Source organism: Erythrobacter sp. NFXS35, from assembly GCF_040148725.1.
Taxonomy (GTDB): domain Bacteria; phylum Pseudomonadota; class Alphaproteobacteria; order Sphingomonadales; family Sphingomonadaceae; genus Erythrobacter.
Genome location: NZ_JAGDEB010000002.1, coordinates 671,656 through 692,874, shown reverse-complemented (window position 1 = coordinate 692,874; position 21,219 = coordinate 671,656). Strand labels below are relative to the sequence as shown.

Annotated in this window: 16 protein-coding genes; 12 read left to right on the top strand and 4 right to left on the bottom strand. The window is 61.5% G+C overall.

Annotated features, from left to right (window positions below; translation table 11 throughout):
* Positions 1–27: 27 nt before the first annotated feature.
* The 4 genes from J3454_RS10920 to rpoB form a co-directional block, all read right to left on the bottom strand.
* A complete protein-coding gene (locus J3454_RS10920) occupies positions 28–483 on the bottom strand; it encodes a hypothetical protein (protein WP_349513782.1) in 456 nt (151 codons plus the stop codon).
* Between the two features lie 40 nt (positions 484–523).
* A complete protein-coding gene (locus tag J3454_RS10915; RefSeq protein ID WP_349513781.1) occupies positions 524–964 on the bottom strand; it encodes a DNA-directed RNA polymerase subunit beta' in 441 nt (146 codons plus the stop codon).
* Positions 965–1,134: 170 nt separating this feature from the next.
* Positions 1,135–5,433, bottom strand: a complete 4,299-nt coding sequence (gene rpoC, locus J3454_RS10910) for a DNA-directed RNA polymerase subunit beta' (protein ID WP_349513780.1) — start codon at positions 5,431–5,433, stop codon at positions 1,135–1,137.
* Positions 5,434–5,515: 82 nt separating this feature from the next.
* Positions 5,516–9,715, bottom strand: coding sequence for a DNA-directed RNA polymerase subunit beta (rpoB, locus tag J3454_RS10905; RefSeq protein ID WP_349513779.1), 4,200 nt, complete (start codon positions 9,713–9,715; stop codon positions 5,516–5,518).
* Positions 9,716–10,138: 423 nt separating this feature from the next.
* Here rpoB and J3454_RS10900 point away from each other — a divergent pair, with 423 nt between their 5' ends.
* The 12 genes from J3454_RS10900 to csgH all read left to right on the top strand — a co-directional run bounded on the left by J3454_RS10900 (position 10,139) and on the right by csgH (position 21,219).
* Entirely contained in the window at positions 10,139–10,276 is a 138-nt protein-coding gene (locus tag J3454_RS10900) for a hypothetical protein (protein WP_349513778.1), read from the top strand.
* Positions 10,277–10,292: 16 nt separating this feature from the next.
* Positions 10,293–10,841: a DUF2975 domain-containing protein gene (locus J3454_RS10895; protein ID WP_349513777.1), complete on the top strand. Its 549-nt coding sequence runs from the start codon at positions 10,293–10,295 to the stop codon at positions 10,839–10,841.
* Entirely contained in the window at positions 10,841–11,089 is a 249-nt protein-coding gene (locus tag J3454_RS10890; RefSeq protein ID WP_349513776.1) for a helix-turn-helix domain-containing protein, read from the top strand. The genes J3454_RS10895 and J3454_RS10890 overlap by 1 nt, the downstream gene beginning before the upstream one ends.
* A gap of 489 nt (positions 11,090–11,578) precedes the next feature.
* Positions 11,579–12,091 carry a 50S ribosomal protein L10 gene (gene rplJ, locus J3454_RS10885; RefSeq protein ID WP_349513775.1) on the top strand — a complete coding sequence of 171 codons (513 nt, stop codon included), beginning with the start codon at positions 11,579–11,581 and terminating at the stop codon, positions 12,089–12,091.
* 80 nt (positions 12,092–12,171) lie between these two features.
* The gene (gene rplL / locus J3454_RS10880) at positions 12,172–12,543 is read left to right on the top strand and encodes a 50S ribosomal protein L7/L12 (RefSeq protein WP_296722523.1); all 372 of its coding nucleotides are present in this window, start codon (positions 12,172–12,174) and stop codon (positions 12,541–12,543) included.
* Positions 12,544–12,843: 300 nt separating this feature from the next.
* Positions 12,844–13,263 carry a curli assembly protein CsgF gene (locus J3454_RS10875; RefSeq protein ID WP_349513774.1) on the top strand — a complete coding sequence of 140 codons (420 nt, stop codon included), beginning with the start codon at positions 12,844–12,846 and terminating at the stop codon, positions 13,261–13,263.
* Between the two features lie 7 nt (positions 13,264–13,270).
* On the top strand, positions 13,271–14,245 hold the full coding sequence (locus tag J3454_RS10870) for a CsgG/HfaB family protein (RefSeq protein ID WP_349513773.1): 975 nt from the start codon (positions 13,271–13,273) through the stop codon (positions 14,243–14,245).
* A 503-nt stretch (positions 14,246–14,748) separates the two neighbouring features.
* A complete protein-coding gene (locus tag J3454_RS10865) occupies positions 14,749–17,457 on the top strand; it encodes a beta strand repeat-containing protein (RefSeq protein ID WP_349513772.1) in 2,709 nt (902 codons plus the stop codon).
* Positions 17,458–17,578: 121 nt separating this feature from the next.
* The gene (locus J3454_RS10860; protein WP_349513771.1) at positions 17,579–19,252 is read left to right on the top strand and encodes a beta strand repeat-containing protein; all 1,674 of its coding nucleotides are present in this window, start codon (positions 17,579–17,581) and stop codon (positions 19,250–19,252) included.
* Between the two features lie 73 nt (positions 19,253–19,325).
* Positions 19,326–20,084, top strand: coding sequence for a hypothetical protein (locus J3454_RS10855; protein WP_349513770.1), 759 nt, complete (start codon positions 19,326–19,328; stop codon positions 20,082–20,084).
* Positions 20,085–20,095: 11 nt separating this feature from the next.
* Positions 20,096–20,866: a hypothetical protein gene (locus J3454_RS10850; RefSeq protein WP_349513769.1), complete on the top strand. Its 771-nt coding sequence runs from the start codon at positions 20,096–20,098 to the stop codon at positions 20,864–20,866.
* Complete coding sequence (gene csgH, locus J3454_RS10845; protein ID WP_349513768.1) at positions 20,863–21,219, top strand: curli-like amyloid fiber formation chaperone CsgH; 357 nt, start codon at positions 20,863–20,865, stop codon at positions 21,217–21,219. The genes J3454_RS10850 and csgH overlap by 4 nt, the downstream gene beginning before the upstream one ends.

The following is a 21,219-nucleotide window of genomic DNA, read 5'->3' as shown; positions in this document are numbered from 1 at the left end:
GGCTCGCCCGTTAGCGCGGCTTGCGCATTATTGCGAGTAGAGCGTTGCGGATCGGCCAGCGCCGGACAATTCGATCCCGTTCGATGGTGTGCGCTGCGCTTCACTGACCGCATCGATCGCCGCAGCGAGATCGAACACGGCGCGGGGAAAGCTCGTTCGGGCGAGACAGTCGGGCGCGGGCGAAACAACGCGGGTGGTTGCGAGGGCGTTCCCTTCGAGCGTGTAATCCCACGCAAATCCACCGCAGGCTGCATCGGAGACGATGCGGCTGTCCGTAACGGTCAGGGCGAGGCCGATAGGGGCATCGATTGGCGCGCCGTCGATTCCGGCGACGCGATATGCGCCCTCAAGATTGCCCACCGGAGCGGTGGCGGGCGAGTTCGCAGTTGGGGTAGACTGCGCGGTATCGGGTGCGGAGGTCGGCTCGCGATTAGGGCTGCAGGCGAGCAGTGCAAGGCAGACGAGCGGGATGAACTTCTTCATGCCTCCCCCTATCACGGGTTCTCCGACATGTGAGCCGGAATCAGGCGGCCCGCAGTTCCGCCGCGGCGAGCGCCAGCGCACCTTCCCACAGGCTGTGCAGCCGGTCGTTGCGGATCAGGCCGATAAGCGCAGCTTCGAAGCCGATCCTGTCGGCGGCGGCGGCAGCATCGATAAATGCGCCGATAGTCGCTTCATCGTGGCTCATCAGACGGCAGCAGAAACGCGAGACGTGGATGTTTTCGGGCCAGTTCGCGGAGATGGTCTGCGCCAAGATCAGCGATTTGGCGGCAACGTCCACGCTACCGAGCCTGACTGCCAGTTCGGGCACGGGGTCACGCCCCATCCGTTCGTGCAGCGCGATCAGCCGCAGCGCATGGATGAATCGCCCCGCGATCGGTCCCAATTGCTCGATGCGCGGTGGGGCGGCCAGGGCGGCAATGATATCGCGGGTCGTGGCGGAGGACTGGTGCTGCCGGGACATGAAACCTCGCTTGTGCTGCTTGCCTGTGGAACAGACATCGGAATAGCCTTTATGCGAGTGAGTTGCAATAGCATAATTGCCCGGTTGCCGATTGTGTTCACAGAAAACCCCGCCGGAACCGAAGTTCCGGCGGGGTATCTGTTAGCGCCATGCGGGTGTGCGGGAGGGGTTTATTCCTCGCCGGCGTCATCCGCATCGGCAGCCGGGGCCGCAGCCGCCATCGCTGCCATCGCTGCCTTCATCTTCTCTTCCGATCCGACCGCATCCGGTGCCGGTTCTGCTTCACGTTGGCCAGTTGCGGCAAGAGCATCCTGCTGCTTCTTCCAAGCGGCCTTGAGCGCGGCGTCGCGGCTGTTGGCGGTGACACGCAGGCGGTTCATGCCCGCGCCGGTACCGGCGGGGATGAGGCGGCCGACGATCACGTTCTCCTTCAGCCCGATCAGGGTGTCCTTCTTCCCTTCGACCGCCGCCTGCGTCAGCACGCGGGTGGTTTCCTGGAACGAGGCCGCCGAGATGAAGCTGCGGGTTTGCAGCGACGCCTTGGTAATGCCGAGCAACACCGGAGTACCGCTCGCGCCCTGCTTGCCCTTGGCCAGCTTGCCGTTGATCTCCAGCATTTCCGCCAGATCGACCTGCTCGCCCGGCAGCAGGGTGGTGTCCCCGCCATCGGTGATCTCGACCTTCTGCAGCATCTGGCGAACGATCACCTCGATGTGCTTGTCGTTGATCTTCACGCCCTGCAAGCGATAGACTTCCTGGATCTCGTTGACGAGATATTCGGCCAGAGCTTCGACGCCCATCACCTCGAGGATATCGTGCGGGTTGGGCGAGCCGGAAACAAGGGTGTCACCCTTCTTCACGAAATCGCCTTCCTGCACATCGATCACCTTGGTTTTGGCGATCAGGTATTCCACCGGATCCCCTTCCTCGGGAATGATCGCAATCTTTCGCTTGGCCTTGTATTCGCGGACGAATTCGATCCGTCCGGAAATCTTGGCGATAACCGAAACGTCCTTGGGCATGCGCGCCTCGAACAGTTCGGCCACTCGCGGCAGACCGCCGGTGATGTCGCGGGTCTTGGCGGCTTCGCGGCTGGCACGGGCGAGAATGTCGCCAGCTTCGACCGTCTGGCCATCCTCGACCGACAGGGTGGTGCCCGGCGCGAGCATGTAACGTGCCGCTTCGATCTCCCCCGAGCCTTCGGCCAGCAGCGTGAGGCGCGGACGCAGGTCTTCCTTCTTCTTGCGACCCGTCGCCCGGTTTTCGGTCACCACGCGCTGCGCAATCCCGGTGGCATCATCGACCGCTTCCTCGAGCGTGATGCCCTCGGCCAGATCCTGATACTTCACCACGCCCGATTGCTCGGTGATGATCGGCAAGGTGAACGGATCCCACTCGGCTAGTCGAGCGCCGATCTTCACGTGCTCGCCATCCTTGAACATCAGCACCGTACCGTAAGGCACCTTGTGCATCTCGCGCTCACGGCCTTCGGCGTCGATCACCGCAATCTCGCCGTTGCGGGCAAGGCTGAGGATACGACCGCGCTTGTCGGTGATGGTGGGCATGTCGCGAAGCTCGACGCGGCCATCCGAAATCGCCTCGAGGTGCGAAGTTTCGTTGAGCTGCGCCGCGCCGCCGATGTGGAACGTCCGCATCGTCAGCTGGGTGCCGGGTTCACCGATCGATTGCGCCGCGATAACGCCGACGGCTTCACCGATGTTGACCGGCGTGCCGCGCGCCAGATCGCGCCCGTAGCAGGTGCCGCAGACGCCCTGTTCGGCTTCGCAGATCAGCGGCGACCGAATCCGGGCGGACTGCACTTCGGCCGCCTCGATTTCCTTCACCATCGGCTCGTCGAGCAGCGTGCCGGAGGGGACGATCACTTCGCCGGTTGCGGCGTTGATGATGTCTTCGGCCACAGTGCGCCCAAGAATGCGCTCACCCAGCGAAGCGATCACAGAACCGCCCTGAACGATGGCGCGCATCTCGAGCGCGTTTTCGGTCTTGCAGTCTTCTTCGACAATGACGCAGTCCTGCGAAACGTCGACCAGACGGCGGGTGAGGTAACCCGAGTTTGCCGTCTTCAACGCCGTATCCGCAAGACCCTTACGGGCGCCATGGGTGGAGTTGAAGTACTCAAGAACGGTCAAACCTTCCTTGAAATTCGAGATGATCGGGGTCTCGATGATCTCGCCCGAAGGCTTGGCCATTAGACCGCGCATTCCGGCAAGCTGCTTCATCTGCGCTGGCGAACCACGCGCACCGGAGTGGCTCATCATGTAGATCGAGTTGATCTGGGCTTCCTTGCCCTCTGCGTCGATCGGGGTCGCCTTGATCTCAGCCATCATCGCGTCGGCGACCATGTCACCGCACTTTGACCAGGCATCGATCACCTTGTTGTACTTTTCCTGCTGGGTGATCAGGCCGTCCTGATACTGCTGTTCGTAACCGGCCACCAGTTCCTTGGTCTCGTCGACCAATTTGATCTTGGCGTCGGGGATGATCATGTCATCCTTGCCGAAGCTGATCCCGGCTTTGAACGCGTAGCGGAAGCCGAGGCTCATGATCGCGTCGGCGAACAACACCGTGTCCTTCTGGCCGGTGTGGCGGTACACCTGATCGATCACATCGCCGATCTCACGCTTGGTGAGCAGGCGATTGATGATGTCGAACGGCACCTTGTGGTTCTTGGGCAGGCATTCGCCGATCAGCATCCGGCCCGGGGTGGTTTCGAAACGCTGCATCGACACCTTACCGGATTCGTCGGCCTGCGGAACGCGGGCGAGAATGCGGGTGTGCAGCGTAACCGCCTTGGATTCGAGCGCATGGTGCACTTCGGCCATGTCGGAGAAACGCGGCAGGCGTTCGACCTTTGTGCCATCGGCGTTTTCAAGGTATTCGGCATGCTTCTCCTGCCGCTCCATCGAGAGGTAGTAGATCCCCAGAACCATGTCCTGCGAAGGCACGATGATCGGCTTGCCGTTGGCGGGCGAGAGGATGTTGTTGGTCGACATCATCAGCACGCGCGCTTCGAGCTGGGCTTCCAGCGACAGCGGCACGTGGACCGCCATCTGGTCACCATCGAAGTCGGCGTTGAAGGCCGAGCAGACCAGCGGGTGCAGCTGGATCGCCTTGCCTTCGATCAGCACGGGCTCGAACGCCTGGATGCCCAAGCGGTGCAGCGTCGGCGCGCGGTTGAGCAGCACCGGGTGTTCGCGGATCACCTCGTCGAGGATGTCCCAGACTTCCTTGCGTTCCTTCTCAACCCACTTCTTGGCCTGCTTCAGGGTCATAGAAAGACCCTTGGCATCGAGGCGCGCGTAGATGAACGGCTTGAACAGCTCGAGCGCCATCTTCTTGGGCAGGCCGCACTGGTGCAGCTTCAATTCCGGCCCGGTGACGATCACCGAACGGCCTGAATAGTCGACGCGCTTGCCGAGCAGGTTCTGACGGAAGCGGCCCTGCTTGCCCTTGAGCATGTCGGAGAGCGACTTCAGCGGACGCTTGTTGGCGCCGGTTATGACACGGCCACGGCGGCCGTTGTCGAACAATGCGTCAACCGCTTCCTGCAACATGCGCTTTTCGTTGCGGACGATGATGTCCGGCGCGCGCAGTTCAATCAGGCGCTTCAGACGGTTGTTGCGGTTGATCACGCGGCGATAGAGATCGTTGAGATCGGACGTCGCAAAGCGGCCGCCATCCAGCGGCACCAGCGGGCGCAGTTCGGGCGGGATCACGGGGATCACTTCAAGGATCATCCATTCGGGGCGGTTGCCCGAATCGATGAAGCTTTCGACCACCTTCAGCCGCTTGATGATCTTCTTCGGCTTGAGCAGCGACTTGGTGGTCGCGAGCTCTTCCATCAGCACGTCACGCTCGTTCTCGAGGTCGAGTTCCGCCAGCATGATCTGCACGGCTTCCGCGCCGATGCTGGCGCTGAAGGCGTCCTCGCCATATTCGTCCTGCGCTTCGAGCAGTTCGTCTTCGGTCAGCAGCTGGTACTTTTCGAGCGGGGTCAGGCCCGGCTCGATCACCACGTAGCTTTCGAAGTAGAGAATGCGCTCAAGCTGCTTGAGCTGCATGTCGAGCAGCAGGCCGATGCGCGACGGCAGCGACTTCAGGAACCAGATATGCGCGACCGGCGCGGCCAGTTCGATGTGGCCCATGCGCTCGCGGCGCACCTTGGTGACAGTGACTTCGACGCCGCACTTTTCGCAGACGACGCCCTTGTACTTCATGCGCTTGTACTTGCCGCACAGGCACTCGTAATCCTTCACAGGGCCGAAGATGCGCGCGCAGAACAACCCGTCACGTTCGGGCTTGAACGTGCGGTAGTTGATGGTTTCCGGCTTCTTGATCTCGCCATAGGACCACGAGCGGATGCGCTCCGGGCTGGCGATGCCGATCTGAATCTGGTCGAAGGTTTCGGGCTTCGCCAGCTGGTTGGTGAATTTCGTGAGTTCGTTCATGACTTGCTTCCCGCTGATGGGATGAATTCAGATGGGCGAGGGGTGCGGGGGCCGGAAACTTGCGTCCCGGCCCGCCGCGCCTCTATTCCGCTGCGATCGCGCTGTAATCGGTCTGGTCGCCGTCATCCTCGTCGAGGATCGACTTCAGTTCGACGTTAAGACCCAGCGAGCGCATTTCCTTGACGAGCACGTTGAAGCTCTCGGGAATGCCGGCCTCGAAGGTGTCATCACCCTTGACGATCGCTTCGTAGACCTTGGTGCGACCGACCACGTCATCGGACTTCACCGTCAGCATTTCCTGCAAGGTGTAGGCCGCGCCGTAGGCCTGCAGCGCCCAGACTTCCATTTCGCCGAAACGCTGTCCGCCGAACTGCGCCTTACCGCCCAGCGGCTGCTGGGTGACGAGGCTGTACGGCCCGATCGAACGCGCGTGGATCTTGTCGTCGACGAGGTGGTGCAGCTTGAGCATGTAGATGATGCCCACGGTGACTTTGCGGTCGAACGCCTCGCCGGTGCGGCCATCATACAGCGTGGACTGACCCGAAGAATCGATCCCTGCCTTGATCAGCATTTCCGACACGTCCGGCTCGCGCGCGCCGTCGAACACCGGGGTGCCCATCGGAACGCCTGCTTCGAGGTTGCCCGCCAGTTCGACGATATCGGCCGTGGTGCGGCTGTCGAGATCTTCGAAATACTGCTCGCCGTAGATGTCCTTGAGACGATCCACGACTGCAGCCGGCGGTGCGACATTGGCGTAATCTTCGGCAGCGTTCGGATTGGCAGCGCGCCATTCCTCCAGCTTGCCCTTGATCTCGTGACCCAATGCACGCGCCGCAAAGCCGAGGTGCGTTTCAAAGATTTGCCCGACGTTCATGCGCGATGGCACGCCCAGAGGGTTGAGCACCAGATCGACCGGCGTCCCGTCTTCGAGGAACGGCATGTCCTCGGCCGGCAGGATGCGGCTGATCACGCCCTTGTTCCCGTGGCGGCCGGCCATCTTGTCGCCCGGCTGCAGCTTGCGCTTCACCGCGACGAACACCTTGACCATCTTGAGCACGCCTGGAGCGAGTTCATCGCCGCGTTCCAGCTTTTCCTTACGGTCTGCAAACTTGGCATCGATCAGGCCGACGGCTTCGTCGTACTGCGACTTCACTGCTTCGATCTGCGCCTGACGGCCATCTTCAGCCACCGCGAACTTGAACCATTCGTGACGTTCGATTTCCTCGAGCAGTTCCTCGGTGATCTCGACGCCCTTCTTCGAACCCTTAGGAGCAGCCGATGCGGTCTGGCCGATCAGCATGTCGCGCAGGCGGTTGTAGGTCGCACGGTTGAGGATGGCACGTTCGTCCGCCGCATCCTTGCGGAGGCGTTCGATTTCCTCGTTCTGGATCGCACGGGTACGGTCATCGATCTCGATCCCGTGGCGGTTGAACACCCGGACCTCGACGATCGTGCCCGCCACGCCCGGCGGCAGCCGCAGCGAAGTGTCGCGCACATCCGAAGCCTTTTCGCCGAAGATGGCGCGCAGCAGCTTTTCTTCCGGCGTCATCGGACTTTCGCCCTTGGGCGTGATCTTGCCCACGAGGATGTCACCGGGGTGCACTTCGGCGCCTATATAGACGATGCCCGCTTCGTCGAGGTTGCGCAGGGCTTCCTCGCCGACATTGGGAATGTCGCGGGTAATGTCTTCCGGCCCGAGCTTGGTGTCGCGCGCCATGACTTCGAATTCCTCGATGTGGATCGAGGTGAACACGTCGTCCTTCACGATGCGTTCGCTGATCAGGATCGAGTCCTCGTAGTTGTAGCCGTTCCACGGCATGAACGCGACGAGGCTATTCTTGCCGAGCGCCAATTCACCGAGATCGGTCGAGGGGCCATCGGCAATGATGTCGCCCTGTTCGATCACGTCGCCCACCTTCACCAGCGGACGCTGGTTGATGCAGGTGTTCTGGTTGGAACGCTGGAACTTCTGCAGCGTGTAGATGTCCACGCCCGACTGGCCGGGTTCGACATCGCCGATCGCACGGATCACGATACGGGTGGCGTCGACCTGGTCGACGATCCCGCCGCGACGGGCGGCAATTGCCGCGCCGCTATCACGCGCCACGGTTTCTTCCATCCCGGTGCCGACCCAAGGCGCTTCAGCCTTGACCAGCGGGACAGCCTGGCGCTGCATGTTCGAACCCATCAGCGCGCGGTTGGCGTCATCGTTTTCCAGGAACGGGATCAACGAAGCCGCAACCGAAACCAGCTGCTTGGGCGAAACGTCCATCAGCGTCACGTGTTCACGCGGCGCCATCAGGTTGTCGCCGTTGTGGCGGGCGGAAACCAGTTCCTCGACGAAGCTGCCATCTTCATTCAGCTCGGCCGAAGCCTGCGCCACGGTGTGCTTCTGCTCTTCCATTGCGGAAAGGTAGATCACGTCGGTCGTCACGTTGCCGTCCACCACCTTGCGGTAGGGGGTTTCGATGAAGCCGTACTTGTTGACCCGGCTGAAGCTCGCCAGCGAGTTGATCAGACCGATGTTCGGGCCTTCCGGCGTTTCGATCGGGCAGATGCGGCCGTAGTGGGTCGGGTGAACGTCGCGCACTTCGAAGCCAGCGCGTTCACGGGTGAGACCGCCCGGGCCCAAGGCCGAAACGCGGCGCTTGTGGGTGACTTCCGACAGCGGGTTGGTCTGATCCATGAACTGCGACAGCTGCGAAGATCCGAAGAATTCACGCACCGCGGCAACCGCAGGCTTGGCGTTGATCAGATCGTTCGGCATGACGGTCGAGACATCGACCGAGGACATGCGCTCCTTCACGGCGCGCTCCATGCGCAGCAGGCCGACGCGGTACTGGTTTTCCAGCAGCTCGCCCACCGAACGGACGCGGCGGTTGCCGAGGTTGTCGATGTCGTCGACTTCGCCCTTGCCGTCCTTGAGGCCGACCAGTTCCTTCACAACGGCAAGGATGTCTTCCTTGCGCAGGGTGGTGACAGTGTCTTCGGCATCGAGGCCGAGACGCATGTTGAGCTTCACGCGGCCCACGGCCGACAGGTCATAGCGTTCGGCATCGAAGAACAGACCTTCGAACAGCGCCTCGGCAGTTTCCTTCGTCGGCGGTTCGCCCGGACGCATCACCTTGTAGATGGCCTCAAGGCCTTCATCACGGTTTTCGGCCTTGTCGGCCTTCAGCGTGTTGCGGATCCACGGCCCGGTGTTGATTTCATCAATGTCGAGCAGTTCGAGCCGGTCGATCCCGGCCTTGTCGAATGCCTCGACATGTTCGAGCGTCAGTTCATCGCCCGCTTCGATATAGATGCGGCCCGTGGATTCATCGATCATGTCGCACGCGGCATAGCGGCTGACGACTTCTTCAGTCGGCAGCAGCAGATCGGCGAGGCCATCCTTGGCTGCCTTGTTGGCAGCGCGCGGCGAAATCTTCGTACCGGCGGGGAACACTTCTTCTCCGGTCGCAGCATCGATCAGCGGGAAGGTCGGCTTGGACCCGCGCCATTGTTCGGCCACGAACGGTATCTTCCATCCATCCTTGGCGCGGTCCCACACCACGGTGTTGTAGAAGTGCGAGAGAATGCCCTCGGCATCGAGGCCGAGCGAATAGAGCAGCGCGGTGACCGGCAGCTTGCGCTTGCGGTCGATCCGGACGTTGACGATGTCCTTGGCGTCGAATTCGAAGTCCAGCCACGAACCGCGATAGGGGATCACGCGGGCAGCGAACAGCAGCTTGCCCGACGAATGGGTCTTGCCGCGATCGTGATCGAACAGCACGCCCGGCGAACGGTGCATCTGCGAGACGATCACACGCTCGGTGCCGTTGATGATGAAGGTGCCGTTATCCGTCATGAGCGGCATGTCGCCCATGTAGACGTCCTGCTCCTTGATATCGAGGACCGAGCGGGTTTCGGTTTCCTGATCCACCTCGAACACGATCAGGCGCAAAGTCACCTTCATCGGGGCAGCATAGGTAATGCCGCGCTGACGGCATTCGGTGGTGTCGTATTTCGGATCTTCGAGTTCGTAATGCACGAAATCGAGTTCGGCGGTGCCGGCGAAATCGCGGATCGGGAACACGCTGCGCAGCGTCTTTTCGAGGCCCGAGACATAGCCGGTCGCCTTGTCCGAACGCAGGAACTGTTCGTAGCTTTCGCGCTGCACCTCGATCAGGTTCGGCATCTGCACCACTTCGTGAATGTCACCGAAGATCTTGCGGATGCGCTTTTTCGCGGTGCCCTGCGCCTTGCGGCTGCGGATGACGGGCGTCTTCGCCTTGGTTGCCATGGAGGAGTGGGCCTCTTTGATTGGGCCGCGCGAAGGTGCCGCGCGGACGGGTAAAATCGCTGTCGTTCGACGCAGAAAAAATGCCGCATCCGACGCAAGAACGCCGCATGGCCATCCCCCGTGTCCGGTGGGCGCTGGCCGCAGCATTCTGTTTGCATCGCGAGATTGGCGTCCCGCCGCTTCCATTTCGGGACCGATCCCCGCGAATGAATCGGTCTTGCTCGAAGCTTGCGTGAGGGGCGCATGTAGGATCGCACCCCCGGCCTGTCAACGCTCGGGCCGTCGCAGTTCGTCGCACGGTGCGCTTTTGCCGGAAAAAGAGGCGGGTCATATCGTTTTTCAATATTATTGATTGACGATAAGCCGTGAATCGGATTAGAGAGGGTTTATCGAGCAACGATGTGCCCCTTAAAGGAGAACGATATGCCGCCCTTTGCCAACCCCGCATTCGCCGCGCTCATCGCCATTGCTCTCACGCTAAGCTCCATCGGCGCGATCTTCGCGGTTGCCCCTGCGCAGGCAGCAGCGCCCGCCGCATTTGCAACTGTCGAGCTCGCTTGAGAGCGCAACCGGAGACATGATCATGACCCTCGCTAAAGACGACTTGCTGCTCAAACTCGGCAAAGTCATCGCCCTTGTGCTTCAGGCTCTTTGCGTGCTGGGAGGAGGCGTTTTTTTCCTTCTCATCGTGGTTGTCACACTGATGAGCGAAGGCATGCTGCCCGGGCTGGCCGACGCAGAGTCCCTCCCGGACGCAGCAAAGTATCCGCTTTTGACGGCCTTTATCGGCCTCACAGTCATGGCAAACTTTGCTGTAATGTTCTTCTTCTTCGGCAAGATGCGCGCGCTTATCGAGAGCGCCAGCAAGGGCGACCCCTTCATCCCTGACAACGCGCGGCGCCTCAACGCGATGGCGTGGCTGCTTCTCAGCTCGCAGGTTCTAACCGTGATCGTCGGTGAACTTCGCGTCTTTGCCTTCAGCCTTATCGACCCCCAAAGTCAGAACACATTCGACATCCGCCCTAACGATCTGGCTGGCTTCCTGATCGTTCTGGTGCTCTTCATCCTCGCCCGCGTGTTCCGCCATGGTGCCGCTATGCGCGAAGACCTCGAAGGGACCGTGTGATGCCCCCCGTCAACGACGAGATCGAAGGAACCCGGATCATGGTCAAGCTCGATGACCTGCTCCACGCCCGCCGCATGACTCTGACCGAGCTGGCCGAGCGGGTGGGCCTGACGCTCGCTAACCTGTCGATCCTCAAGACCGGCAAGGCCAAGGCGATCCGCTTCTCCACCCTCGCCGCTATCTGCCGCGAACTGGACTGCCAGCCGGGTGACCTGCTCACCTATGCCGGAACCGACCCGAAAGACTGAATCGATGGCGGGGACGCGCGTCCCCGCCACAAAATCAGAACAGCAGCGCAACCACGATCAGGATAATGATCAGCGTTCCGAGGCCTATGGTAACATTCCGTCCCATCGTTCTTCTCCTTGTTGTTGACCCCAGGAGAAGGATGTTTCGCGCCGGAATGTTCCATGCTTGACTATCAGCCGCAAATCCGTAGAGGCCACCCCCGATCCCTTAACGGGATTGTCCGGCGGGCCTTATTCGGGTTTCGCCGGTCATCCGTCCGAGACAGTTGGTGAAGGCAATCGGGCCTTCTTAATTTCCAGCCTAGACGGGGAAACGAGATTCCGGCGGCCCAGCGCAAGCAGCCGCCCGCGTGCTCTGCCATAATGGCGGCACACACCCTCCTTCCCTTTCGACGGACTCGCCCGTGACGGAGCCCCGGCTCTGCCATGGACAAACGTAGCCGGTCGCTCAGGAGCCATCCTGCGCGGCCATTAGTGAAGGAGTATGGCATGGATCGTTCGCAGAAAGCCGACGCGGTTGCCCAGCTCAATGCGGTCTTCTCCGAAGTTGCTGTGGTGGTTGTCACCCGTAACGTCGGCATGACGGTGGCTCAGTCCACCGCCCTGCGTCTGAAGATGCGCGATGCTGGCGCCACCTACAAGGTTGCGAAGAACCGTCTCGCCAATCTCGCTCTTGAAAACACCGACTATGTCGGGCTCGGTGACATGCTCACCGGTCCGGTCGGGCTGGCCTGGTCGACTGACCCGGTCGCGGCTGCAAAGGCCGCTGTCGAATTCGCCAAGACGAACGACAAGCTTGAAATCGTCGGCGGTTCGATGGGTTCGGTCGTTCTCGACGAAGCCGGGATTCGGGCACTTGCCTCGATGCCGAGCCTCGACGAGTTGCGCGCCAAGCTCATCGGTCTGGTCAACGCACCTGCGACGAAAATCGCTCAGGTCGTTACCGCGCCCGCCGCGAAGGTCGCCCGTGTGTTTGCCGCTTACGCGGACAAGGCAGCCTAAGAGACGCTATTCGTCAGACGACACAATCTTGGGGTTCAGGACATGGTGTCCGGCCCCGCCACAAATTGGAGTGAACCATCATGGCTGATATTGCCAAGCTTGTTGAAGAACTTTCGAAGCTGACCGTCCTCGAGGCGGCTGACCTTGCCAAGGCCCTCGAAGAAGCATGGGGCGTTAGCGCCGCCGCTGCTGTCGCGGTTGCTGCCGGCCCGGCCGCTGCTGCCGAAGCTGTCGAAGAGCAGACCGAATTCGACGTCATCCTGACCGGCGACGGCGGGAAGAAGATCCAGGTCATCAAGGAAGTCCGCGCGATCACCGGCCTGGGCCTGACCGAAGCCAAGGCGCTCGTCGAAAGCGCGCCGAAGGCCGTCAAGGAAGGCATCAACAAGACCGAAGCCGAAGAAATCAAGAAGAAGATCGAAGAAGCCGGCGGCACCGTCGAGCTCAAGTAAGCCTTCTTCCGGCTCTATCGGAAAAAAACAACGAGGCGGCGCCGGCAACGGCGCCGCCTTTTTCTCGTCCATCCACGCTGGCGGCCGCCGCAGAGTTGTCATGCGGCGCAAATTTAAGACGCCGATCGGAACTGTCTCCAAGATGGACGATTCCGGAAATGTCAGTCCGAAGTTACTTTACACCTTGTTAATAAGGCCTAACATTCCCTTACCGAGTCGCCGAGTCGAACAGACTTCGAACGCCAAAAGAGGGGGATACATCCCTCACCCGACGTTCCTTGGTAAATGGGAGGGGTTTTCATGTTATTTGCGAAGGCGGGCCTTGCGGCTGCCGCGATCGTTATTGCCGCGCCCGTTGCGGCGCAGGATCTGGTGCACCAGCCGATCAGCCCGACGTTCGGCGGAAACCCGTTCAACTCCAACCACGTCCTGGGCGTCGCCAACGCCAACAACAACACCCGCGATCCGCGTTCGACGTCCACCAATTCGCAGGCTGACATCTTCGCCAGGCAGCTTCAGTCGCGCCTGCTTTCAGCGCTGTCCTCGCAGATCGTCGACGCTATTTTCGGCGACAATCCGCAGGAACAGGGCATTATCAGCTTTGGCGGGCAGACCATCGAATTCTTCCGGTCCCTGGATGAAGTGACCCTCATCATCCGCAATGACGAGACGGGTGAAGAAACCCGGATCGTGGTGCCGCTTTTCATCGAGGTGAACTGAGGTTCCAATGCGCTGTTTCGTCACCCCCGCTCTGGCCAGCATGGCTGCGCTTGCGCTTTCCAGCTGCATGAGCATGCCGCAAGATGGGCGCAATTCGATGGCGACCACCACCAGCCTCGCCTATTTCCCGAAGAAAACCCAGACGCAGAATCTGCTCCACCAGCTCCCTGCGCCACAGCGCCAGGTGGCCATTGCGGTTTACGGCTTCACCGACCAGACCGGCCAGTTCAAGCCGAGCGATGTCGGGCAGACATTGTCGCGAGCTGTGACGCAGGGCGCCAGCTCGATGCTGGTCAAGGCGCTGCAGGACACCGGCAATCGCAGCTGGTTTACCGTGGTCGAGCGTGAGCGGCTCGACAACCTTTTGCGCGAACGCCAGATTATCGGAGAGATGCGCAAACGCTATCTCGGCGAACAGGAAATCGATCCGAACGCCCTGCCCGCGCTGCTGTTTGCCGGCGTGCTGCTGGAAGGCGGGATCGTGGGCTATGATACCAACACGGTAACGGGCGGTGCAGGCGCGGCGTTTCTCGGGATCGGTGCACGCACCGAATACCGGCAGGACACTGTGACAGTCTACCTTCGTGCCGTATCCGTGCGGACCGGCGAGGTGCTCGCCAACATCACCGCTTCCAAGACAATTGCCAGCCAGGCCTTGGGCGCCAGTGCCTTCAAATTCGTCGCGTTTCGCGAACTGCTCGAAGCTGAAGCCGGGATCACCTCGAACGAGCCAGATCAGGTCGCGCTGCAGCAGGCAATCGAGAAGGCTGTTTATGGCCTCGTGCTCGAAGGGGTCGAACTCGACCTCTGGCGGTTTGAGGATATGTCTTCCGCGCAGCAGCTACTCGCAGCGTACCGCGCCGAGCGTGACGGGGTCTACGACGCCAGCGATATCCAGAAGGCGGTCAAGCGCGCCGGCTCTCTGACCGCGCTGACCGTGATCGATGCGGACCGGGACGAGAACAAACGCGACGGTTCGTGATGTTGCAAGAATTTCCCGAACGGCCTGCCAGCCGGAAGGGATAATCCAGAGAGCGCGAAAAGCGCCACTGGGCCGCAAAAATAAGCACGCAAAGGAGCTGCCACTCCGATGCGCGCGAGAAAAGGCTTGCGATTACCTAAGCAGCCCGGCGTCTCATCGCGCCGTGGCCAGCGGTTGGTATCGCCTAACGTTGAGGCGGATGCAACCATGAATGCCGACCGGCAAGCGACAGAACCGCCCCGAAGGCGCACCCCGGTGCGCCCTGGGGTGCTTCGGTTCGCCTGCAAAAGCGGCGCGGCACGCATTCTGACGGCGCGCTCGGCACCCTCCCCTCACGCAAACAAGGCTTCCCGTTCGGACCTTCCCGGTCCGGAACGGGCAACAACGCCGGGACACGCACGATCCCGGACGCAATCGGGCAAAAACACCGGGGCATTCACGATCCCGGAGAAACAATACCCACGCGCAGTCGCACACCCAACCTCAACATGAAGGAAATTGTGATGAAGAAGACTATCCTTACCGGCGCCTCGATCCTGGCGCTTTCCGTCGCCGCTCCGGCCTATGCCCAGAGCACCTCGGACATCGACCAAGACGGCAACGCCAACTCCGCGACCGTGGGTCAGACCGGCTCCAACGATTCCGACATCGATCAGGCCGGCAACAATGCCGCTGCGACCGTCAACCAGAGCGGGTCGGGCAATGACTCCGACATCATTCAAGCGGGCAATGACACCACCTTTACCGGTGGCCCGAATACCGGCAAGTCGGTTGCGGCAAGCGTGACGCAGGACGGCAGCAACGGCTTTTCCGAGGTCAACCAGACCGGCGGCCGGAACAGCGCCACGGTCGTACAGACCTCGACTGCCAGCGGTATGAGCTCCGAAATCGTACAGGACAACGCAAACGGCGCCGGCAACACCGTATTGGTAACCCAGAGCGGCATCGGCAGCGGCAAGGATTCCGACACGGGTTCGTTCGTCACCCAGACCGGCGCTGCAAGCGTCGCCAACATCCAGCAGAACGAAGGCACCCTCGACGCAAGGAGCGAGGTGATTCAACGCAGCTTCGCAAACCGTGCTGAAGTTATTCAGCAGAACGGCGCGGCGGATTCTTACATCGAGCAGAACAATGCCGCGATGAAGGCCGAAGTCTTTCAGGACGGCTCCAGCACGTCCGAAATCTATCAGTCCGGCGGAAGCAACAATGCTGGCGTGCGTCAGGTTGGTGAAGGCAACTTTTCGGGTGTCGACCAGAATGGCACTGGTGGCGATGTAGGCGACCCCAATATCAACAACGCTGAGGACGGCCTGAATCTATCCAATTTCGACACGCGTGTCGGCGTGTTTCAGGACGGTAACGACAACCGGTCTGAAATTACACAGAACGGCATCGACCAGTTCGCCGATGTCGAGCAGTTCGGTGACGACAACATCTCGAACGTGACGCAGAATGGCGACAACGCGATCGCCAACGTCTTCCAGGACGGCGACCGCAACCGCTCCGATATCGTCCGCCAAGACTACACCGGCGGTTCGGCCACCAACCTCGCGACGGCTTCGGTTTCGCAGATCGGCGACGACAACCTGTCGACCGTGACGCAGGACGCCGCCCCGGCATCGGCCATGGTGTCGCAGACCGGGAACCAGCTGACGTCGACCGTTAACCAGACTGGCCCCAACAGCACTGCCATCGTCAACCAGTCGGGCTTCCTGAACTTTGCCACCACCGTCCAGTCTGGCACAAACGGCCTTTCGACCATCAACCAGTCGAACGTCGTCGACCTTGCCAATCAGGCGGGTGCTCCGGGACGTGTGCTCGTTACGCAATCCGGTGACAGTGCCGAATCCGAAGTCACGCAGAGCGGGGGCAGCTTCAACCAGATCAACGTGCTTCAGGATGGCGACAACTTCTCGTCCGTCGTCCAGACCGGCTCGCGTCAGGGTGCCGAAGTCCAGCAGGGCGGCGGCGACGGCAACCAGTCCTTCATTCGCCAGAACGGCACCCGCAACTCGGTCGGCAACGACATCTTCGGCGGATCGATCGTCGGTGTCCGCCAGACTGGCAACCAGAACTTTGCAGACGTGGATCAAGATCCGTCGTCCGGATCTTTTGCGACTGTCTTCCAGTCCGGGGATCTTAATGAGGCGCGGGTGACCCAAGAAGCCGATAGCATCGGCGGCTCGTCCACCAACGCCGACATCGATCAGCGCGGAAACAGCAATGAGGCCACGATCAACCAATCGTCGACCTTCGTGCCCGCTTCGCAAGTCGCGAAGATCGACCAGCGCGGCGGCGACAACAACGTCGCAACCACCGTCCAGAGCGGCCAAAGCAACGAAGGTCGCGTTTTCCAGACCGGCGATGCCAACAACTCGTCGCTGACGCAGCAGGGTCTCCTTGCCAACGCCACCATCGACCAAGATGGAACCGGCAACCAGTCGACCGCGACCCAGGGTTCGCCAACCCGCACGACCGGTTCGCAGACCTTCGAACTGACCCAGGTCGGCACGGACAACCAGTCGACGCTGGAACAGTTCGGCTCGGACAACACCGCAACGGTCAGCCAGAATGGTGAGCGCAACAACTCGATTATCGACCAGGGCGGAGCCGACAACGATATCGTCGGGCTATCGTCGGCGGGCATCTTCCAGGACGGCAACGACAACAAATCGACCGTGACGCAGGGCGCGAATTTCGGCCTCGTGACCGTCGACCAGATCGGTGACAACTTGACCAGCACCGTCACGCAGACGGGTTCGGTCAACAGCTCGATCGCCGACGTCGATCAGGTGGGTACGTTCAACGGAAGCACGATCACCCAAACCTCGATCGGTGACGGCAACGGTGGTCCGGGCCGTCAGATGACGGCAACAGTGATCCAGGAGAACACCGGCAACGACAGTTTCGTCACCCAGACGAACACCCAGGGACCGCCGGCGGTTTCGGGCAACGATGCGCTCATCAGACAGACCGGGATGGATAACCTCTCCGAGCTGTTCCAGGATGGCCATCAGAACGATGCCGATCTGCTGCAGTCGGGTAACGACAACACGGCGACCGTCTCGCAGACCGGCGAAGACAACTTCTCCGACATCCTGCAGAGCGGCCATGACAACACCGCGACCGTGACGCAGACCGACCTCGGCAACTCGTCGACCATCAGCCAACTCGGCACCAACAGCACGGCGACGGTGACGCAGGGCAACTGATGACGTGACTTACCGGGCGGGCCGTGCTGGTCCGCCCGGATAGTTTTTGCGGATGCAGTTCGGTCCCGATCGAAAACATCCGGTTCAATCGCAAGCAACTTGCAACATGAAGGAAAACAACATGAAAAAGACTATCCTTACCGGCGCCTCGATCCTGGCGCTCTCGATGGCCGCTCCGGCCTTTGCGCAGAGCGTCTCGGATATCGACCAAGCCGGCAACGCCAACTCCGCGACCGTGGGCCAGACCGGCTCCAACGATTCGGACATTGACCAGACCGGCGACAACTTGACGGCCACCGTCACGCAAAGCTCGTCCGGCAACGATGCCGACATCATCCAGACCAGCCAGTTCAACGAAGCCAAGATCGTTCAGAGCGGGACCAACGGCTCTGCGGATATCAACCAGAACGGCGACGGCGAGGACGCAGACAAGCGTAACCAGGCTTTGGTCACCCAGGCCGGCGACAGTGCCGACGCAATCATCACGCAGGAAGGCGCCGATCGCAACGACGCCGAAGTCAACCAGAACGGCAACAGCTTCGCCCAGATCCTCCAGACCGGTGTGTCGCAGGAAGCCGAAGCATGGCAGACCGGTGACGGCAACGATGCGTTCATCACCCAGAACGGCAACTCCAACCAGGTCGGCAACGCCCTCAACGCCTCGGCGGCCGGGATCGTGCAGACCGGCGACGACAACATCGCCAGCGTCGATCAGGATCCCTCGACCTTCTCGACGGCGGGCATCAACCAACTGGGTAACGACAATGACGCCACTATCCGCCAGGAACAGCGCGGCGGCGCGGGCGCCGGCCGCAGTGACGCCTTTGTCACGCAGAACGGCGATCTCAACAACGCTGCGATCAACCAGCTGACCGACGACCAGCCGGCCCGGCAGGATGCCGAGATCATCCAGACCGGCACCAGCAACACCGCCACCACCAACCAGTACGGTCAGGACAACGAGGCGAATGTCGATCAAAACGGCGAGAGCAACGAATCGACTGTGACCCAGCAGGGCACTAAGGCGTTCGCCACCATCGACCAGGATGGAACGGGTAACAAATCGACGGCAACCCAAGGTAATCCCAGCGGCACCACCCAGCTGCAGAACCTGGTAGTTGTTCAGGATGGCACCGACAACGTGTCGACTGCGACGCAGTTCGGTTCTGAGAACTCGGCTAACGTCTTCCAGGATGGCAATCGCAACACCTCGACTGTGACCCAGCCGGGTTTCGACAATGATGTGGTCGGCCTCATGTCGGCCGGCATTAACCAGATCGGCGACGATAACACGTCGACCGTCACGCAGCGGGCCAATTTCGGCCTCGTGACCGTCGATCAGGTCGGCGACTTCCTGACCAGCACCGTTACGCAGAGCGGCGCAACCAACAGTTCGGTCGCCGATGTCGATCAGTTCGGCTCGAACAACACGAGCACGATCCTGCAGAGTGCTTCGCAAGCCACGGGTCCGGGCCGCGAGATGACCGCCAATGTCCTACAGGACGGCACCGGCAACATCAGCGACATCAGCCAGACCAACACCCTCGGCGCCCCGCCGGTGTCGGACAACCTGGCCGAAGTCGACCAGTCGGGCACCGGGAACTTCTCGGACATCGATCAGGACGGGCATGCGAACACCGCCGACGTGACCCAGAGCGGTTCGCTGGCGGACAGCTTCATCATCCAGTCCGGCAGCAACAACTCGGCGACGGTCGACCAGTCGGGCAATACCGACATGTCGAACATCAACCAGAACGGCTCGAACAACATCGCGAGCGTGACGCAGGGCCTTTAAGCCCGACACCCAGCTCCCCGGGCGAGACATTGCGCTCGTCCGGGGAGCATTTTTCGATTACAAGGATACCGTTATGGCTCGTATCGGACCCCTCACCATCTCCTTCGCTGCGCTTTCATCCGCGCTGTTGATGGTTACCGCTATGCCGGCCCTTGCGGATACTGATAAGGTTCCGCCGGGCGATCCGTGCGGCTCGGGGCCGGGTGTCGGGAAGGGCAATCCCTGCAACGGCAACAACGGAAACGAAGGTGCCAACGGCAACGCCCGTTCGGGACAGCCGGAATTCCAGGAAATTGAGCTTCCGCCCAGCGAGGACACCGGGGTGTTCATTTCGCAGATCGGTACGACGAACCGCGCCGAGGCGGATCAGGGCAACAACCGCAGCTTCACACGGATCGCCCAGAACGGCGGCGAAAATACCGCGGATGTTACCCAGGGAGCAAGCGGCACGCATTATGCGAGCATCGGCCAGACCGGTGATGCAAACAAGGTGGTGGCCCTTCAGGAAGGGTCCGGCCAGACCGTGCTTCTGCTGGCGCAGCAAGGCGACAACAACACCGCCGCAATCGCGCAGACGGATGGCGGACAGCGCTATTCAGCGGCCGCAGTCATGCAGAACGGTAACGGGAACAGCTTGATCCTCGTCCAGGACGGTGACGACAACCAGGCTCGGCTGACCCAGAGCGGCGACGACAATATCATGACCGCAAGCCAGATCGACAATGGCAACCGGCTGGAATGGAACCAGATCGGCAATGGCCTCTCCGATCTGGGGATCGAGCAGACTGGCGGCAGCACCGTTCAAATTACGCAGAGCAGGCCCGGAGGCTAGTGGCCAACGCAATGCTCATTCATCTGCCCTTCGTCCGGATCATCGCGCTCACTGCAGCCGGGCTGCTGCTGCCGAGCGCAGGCTTTGCCCAGAACGCTGCTGGCGCGGCGAGCAAGACCGAAGCGATGCAGATCGGCGAACCTGAAGACGCGCCGGATCGGGCCGATCCGGCAGGCAAGGCCTTTCTTGACGAGCGCACACCATCCCGGTCACGCTCCAGCCTGATGCAGGGGGACGGCGACCAGATCGGTACAAAGTCCGGCAACGGGACACCCCAAACACAGATCACGGCCCTCGGCGAAAGCGGCTCGCGCATGGCGCAGTTATCGAAGGCCGACCTCGACGCCACCCTCGCCCAGCTTACGCCGGCCGAACGCCGGGTGTTGCTGCAAACGATCGAAGGCACCGACATCTGCGACAATCCGCCTGCAGTCGCCGCGGTCATCGCGCTGTGCCGGACGCGGATTGAAACCCGCTCGGGCGAGTTTACCGCCCCGCCCGAACAGCCGCTTTCGGCAGAGGAGCGGCTTCTGCGCGGCGGGATCGACGAAACCGGAACGCCGTCGATCCAACGCGTGATCGACCGCCTTTCGCGTGTGACCATCGCGTCTTCGAATGATTTCAGCAATCAGGCCATCGCTTCGATCGCGCTTGCCCCGCCGCCTGAACCGCCGACGGGCGAGGAAGACCAGAATGGCCTTGGTACAGGCCTCGGCAATGAAACCGAAGCGCTTATCAATGCCATCGTCCAGCAACTCGGCGGCGCGGGTGTCGGGCCATGATCTGGTCTGCCCTGCTCCCTTCGCTGCTGCTCCCGCTCGCCTCCAGCACGGTGGTTGCCATGACAGATCGTCCAGAATCCCTTACGCTCGACATTCGCGAACATGGGGGCGCGCTCGAAGTGCAGTTGATCGGGGATTCCTCCCGGACCCAGAGCGTCAGCTATGTGCTCGAGGTCAGCGGGCAATCCACCTCACGCCATCGCGGCAAAACCACGTTGACGGCCGATGCCCGCACGGTGCTGTCAACCATCAGAGCCAATGCCGGCGATAAGTGGTGCGTGCGGCTGCTTGCCGAAGAGGAAGGCCTGCCGCCCTACGAAATCCTACAAGGCAATTGCACCGCTGAAGAATGA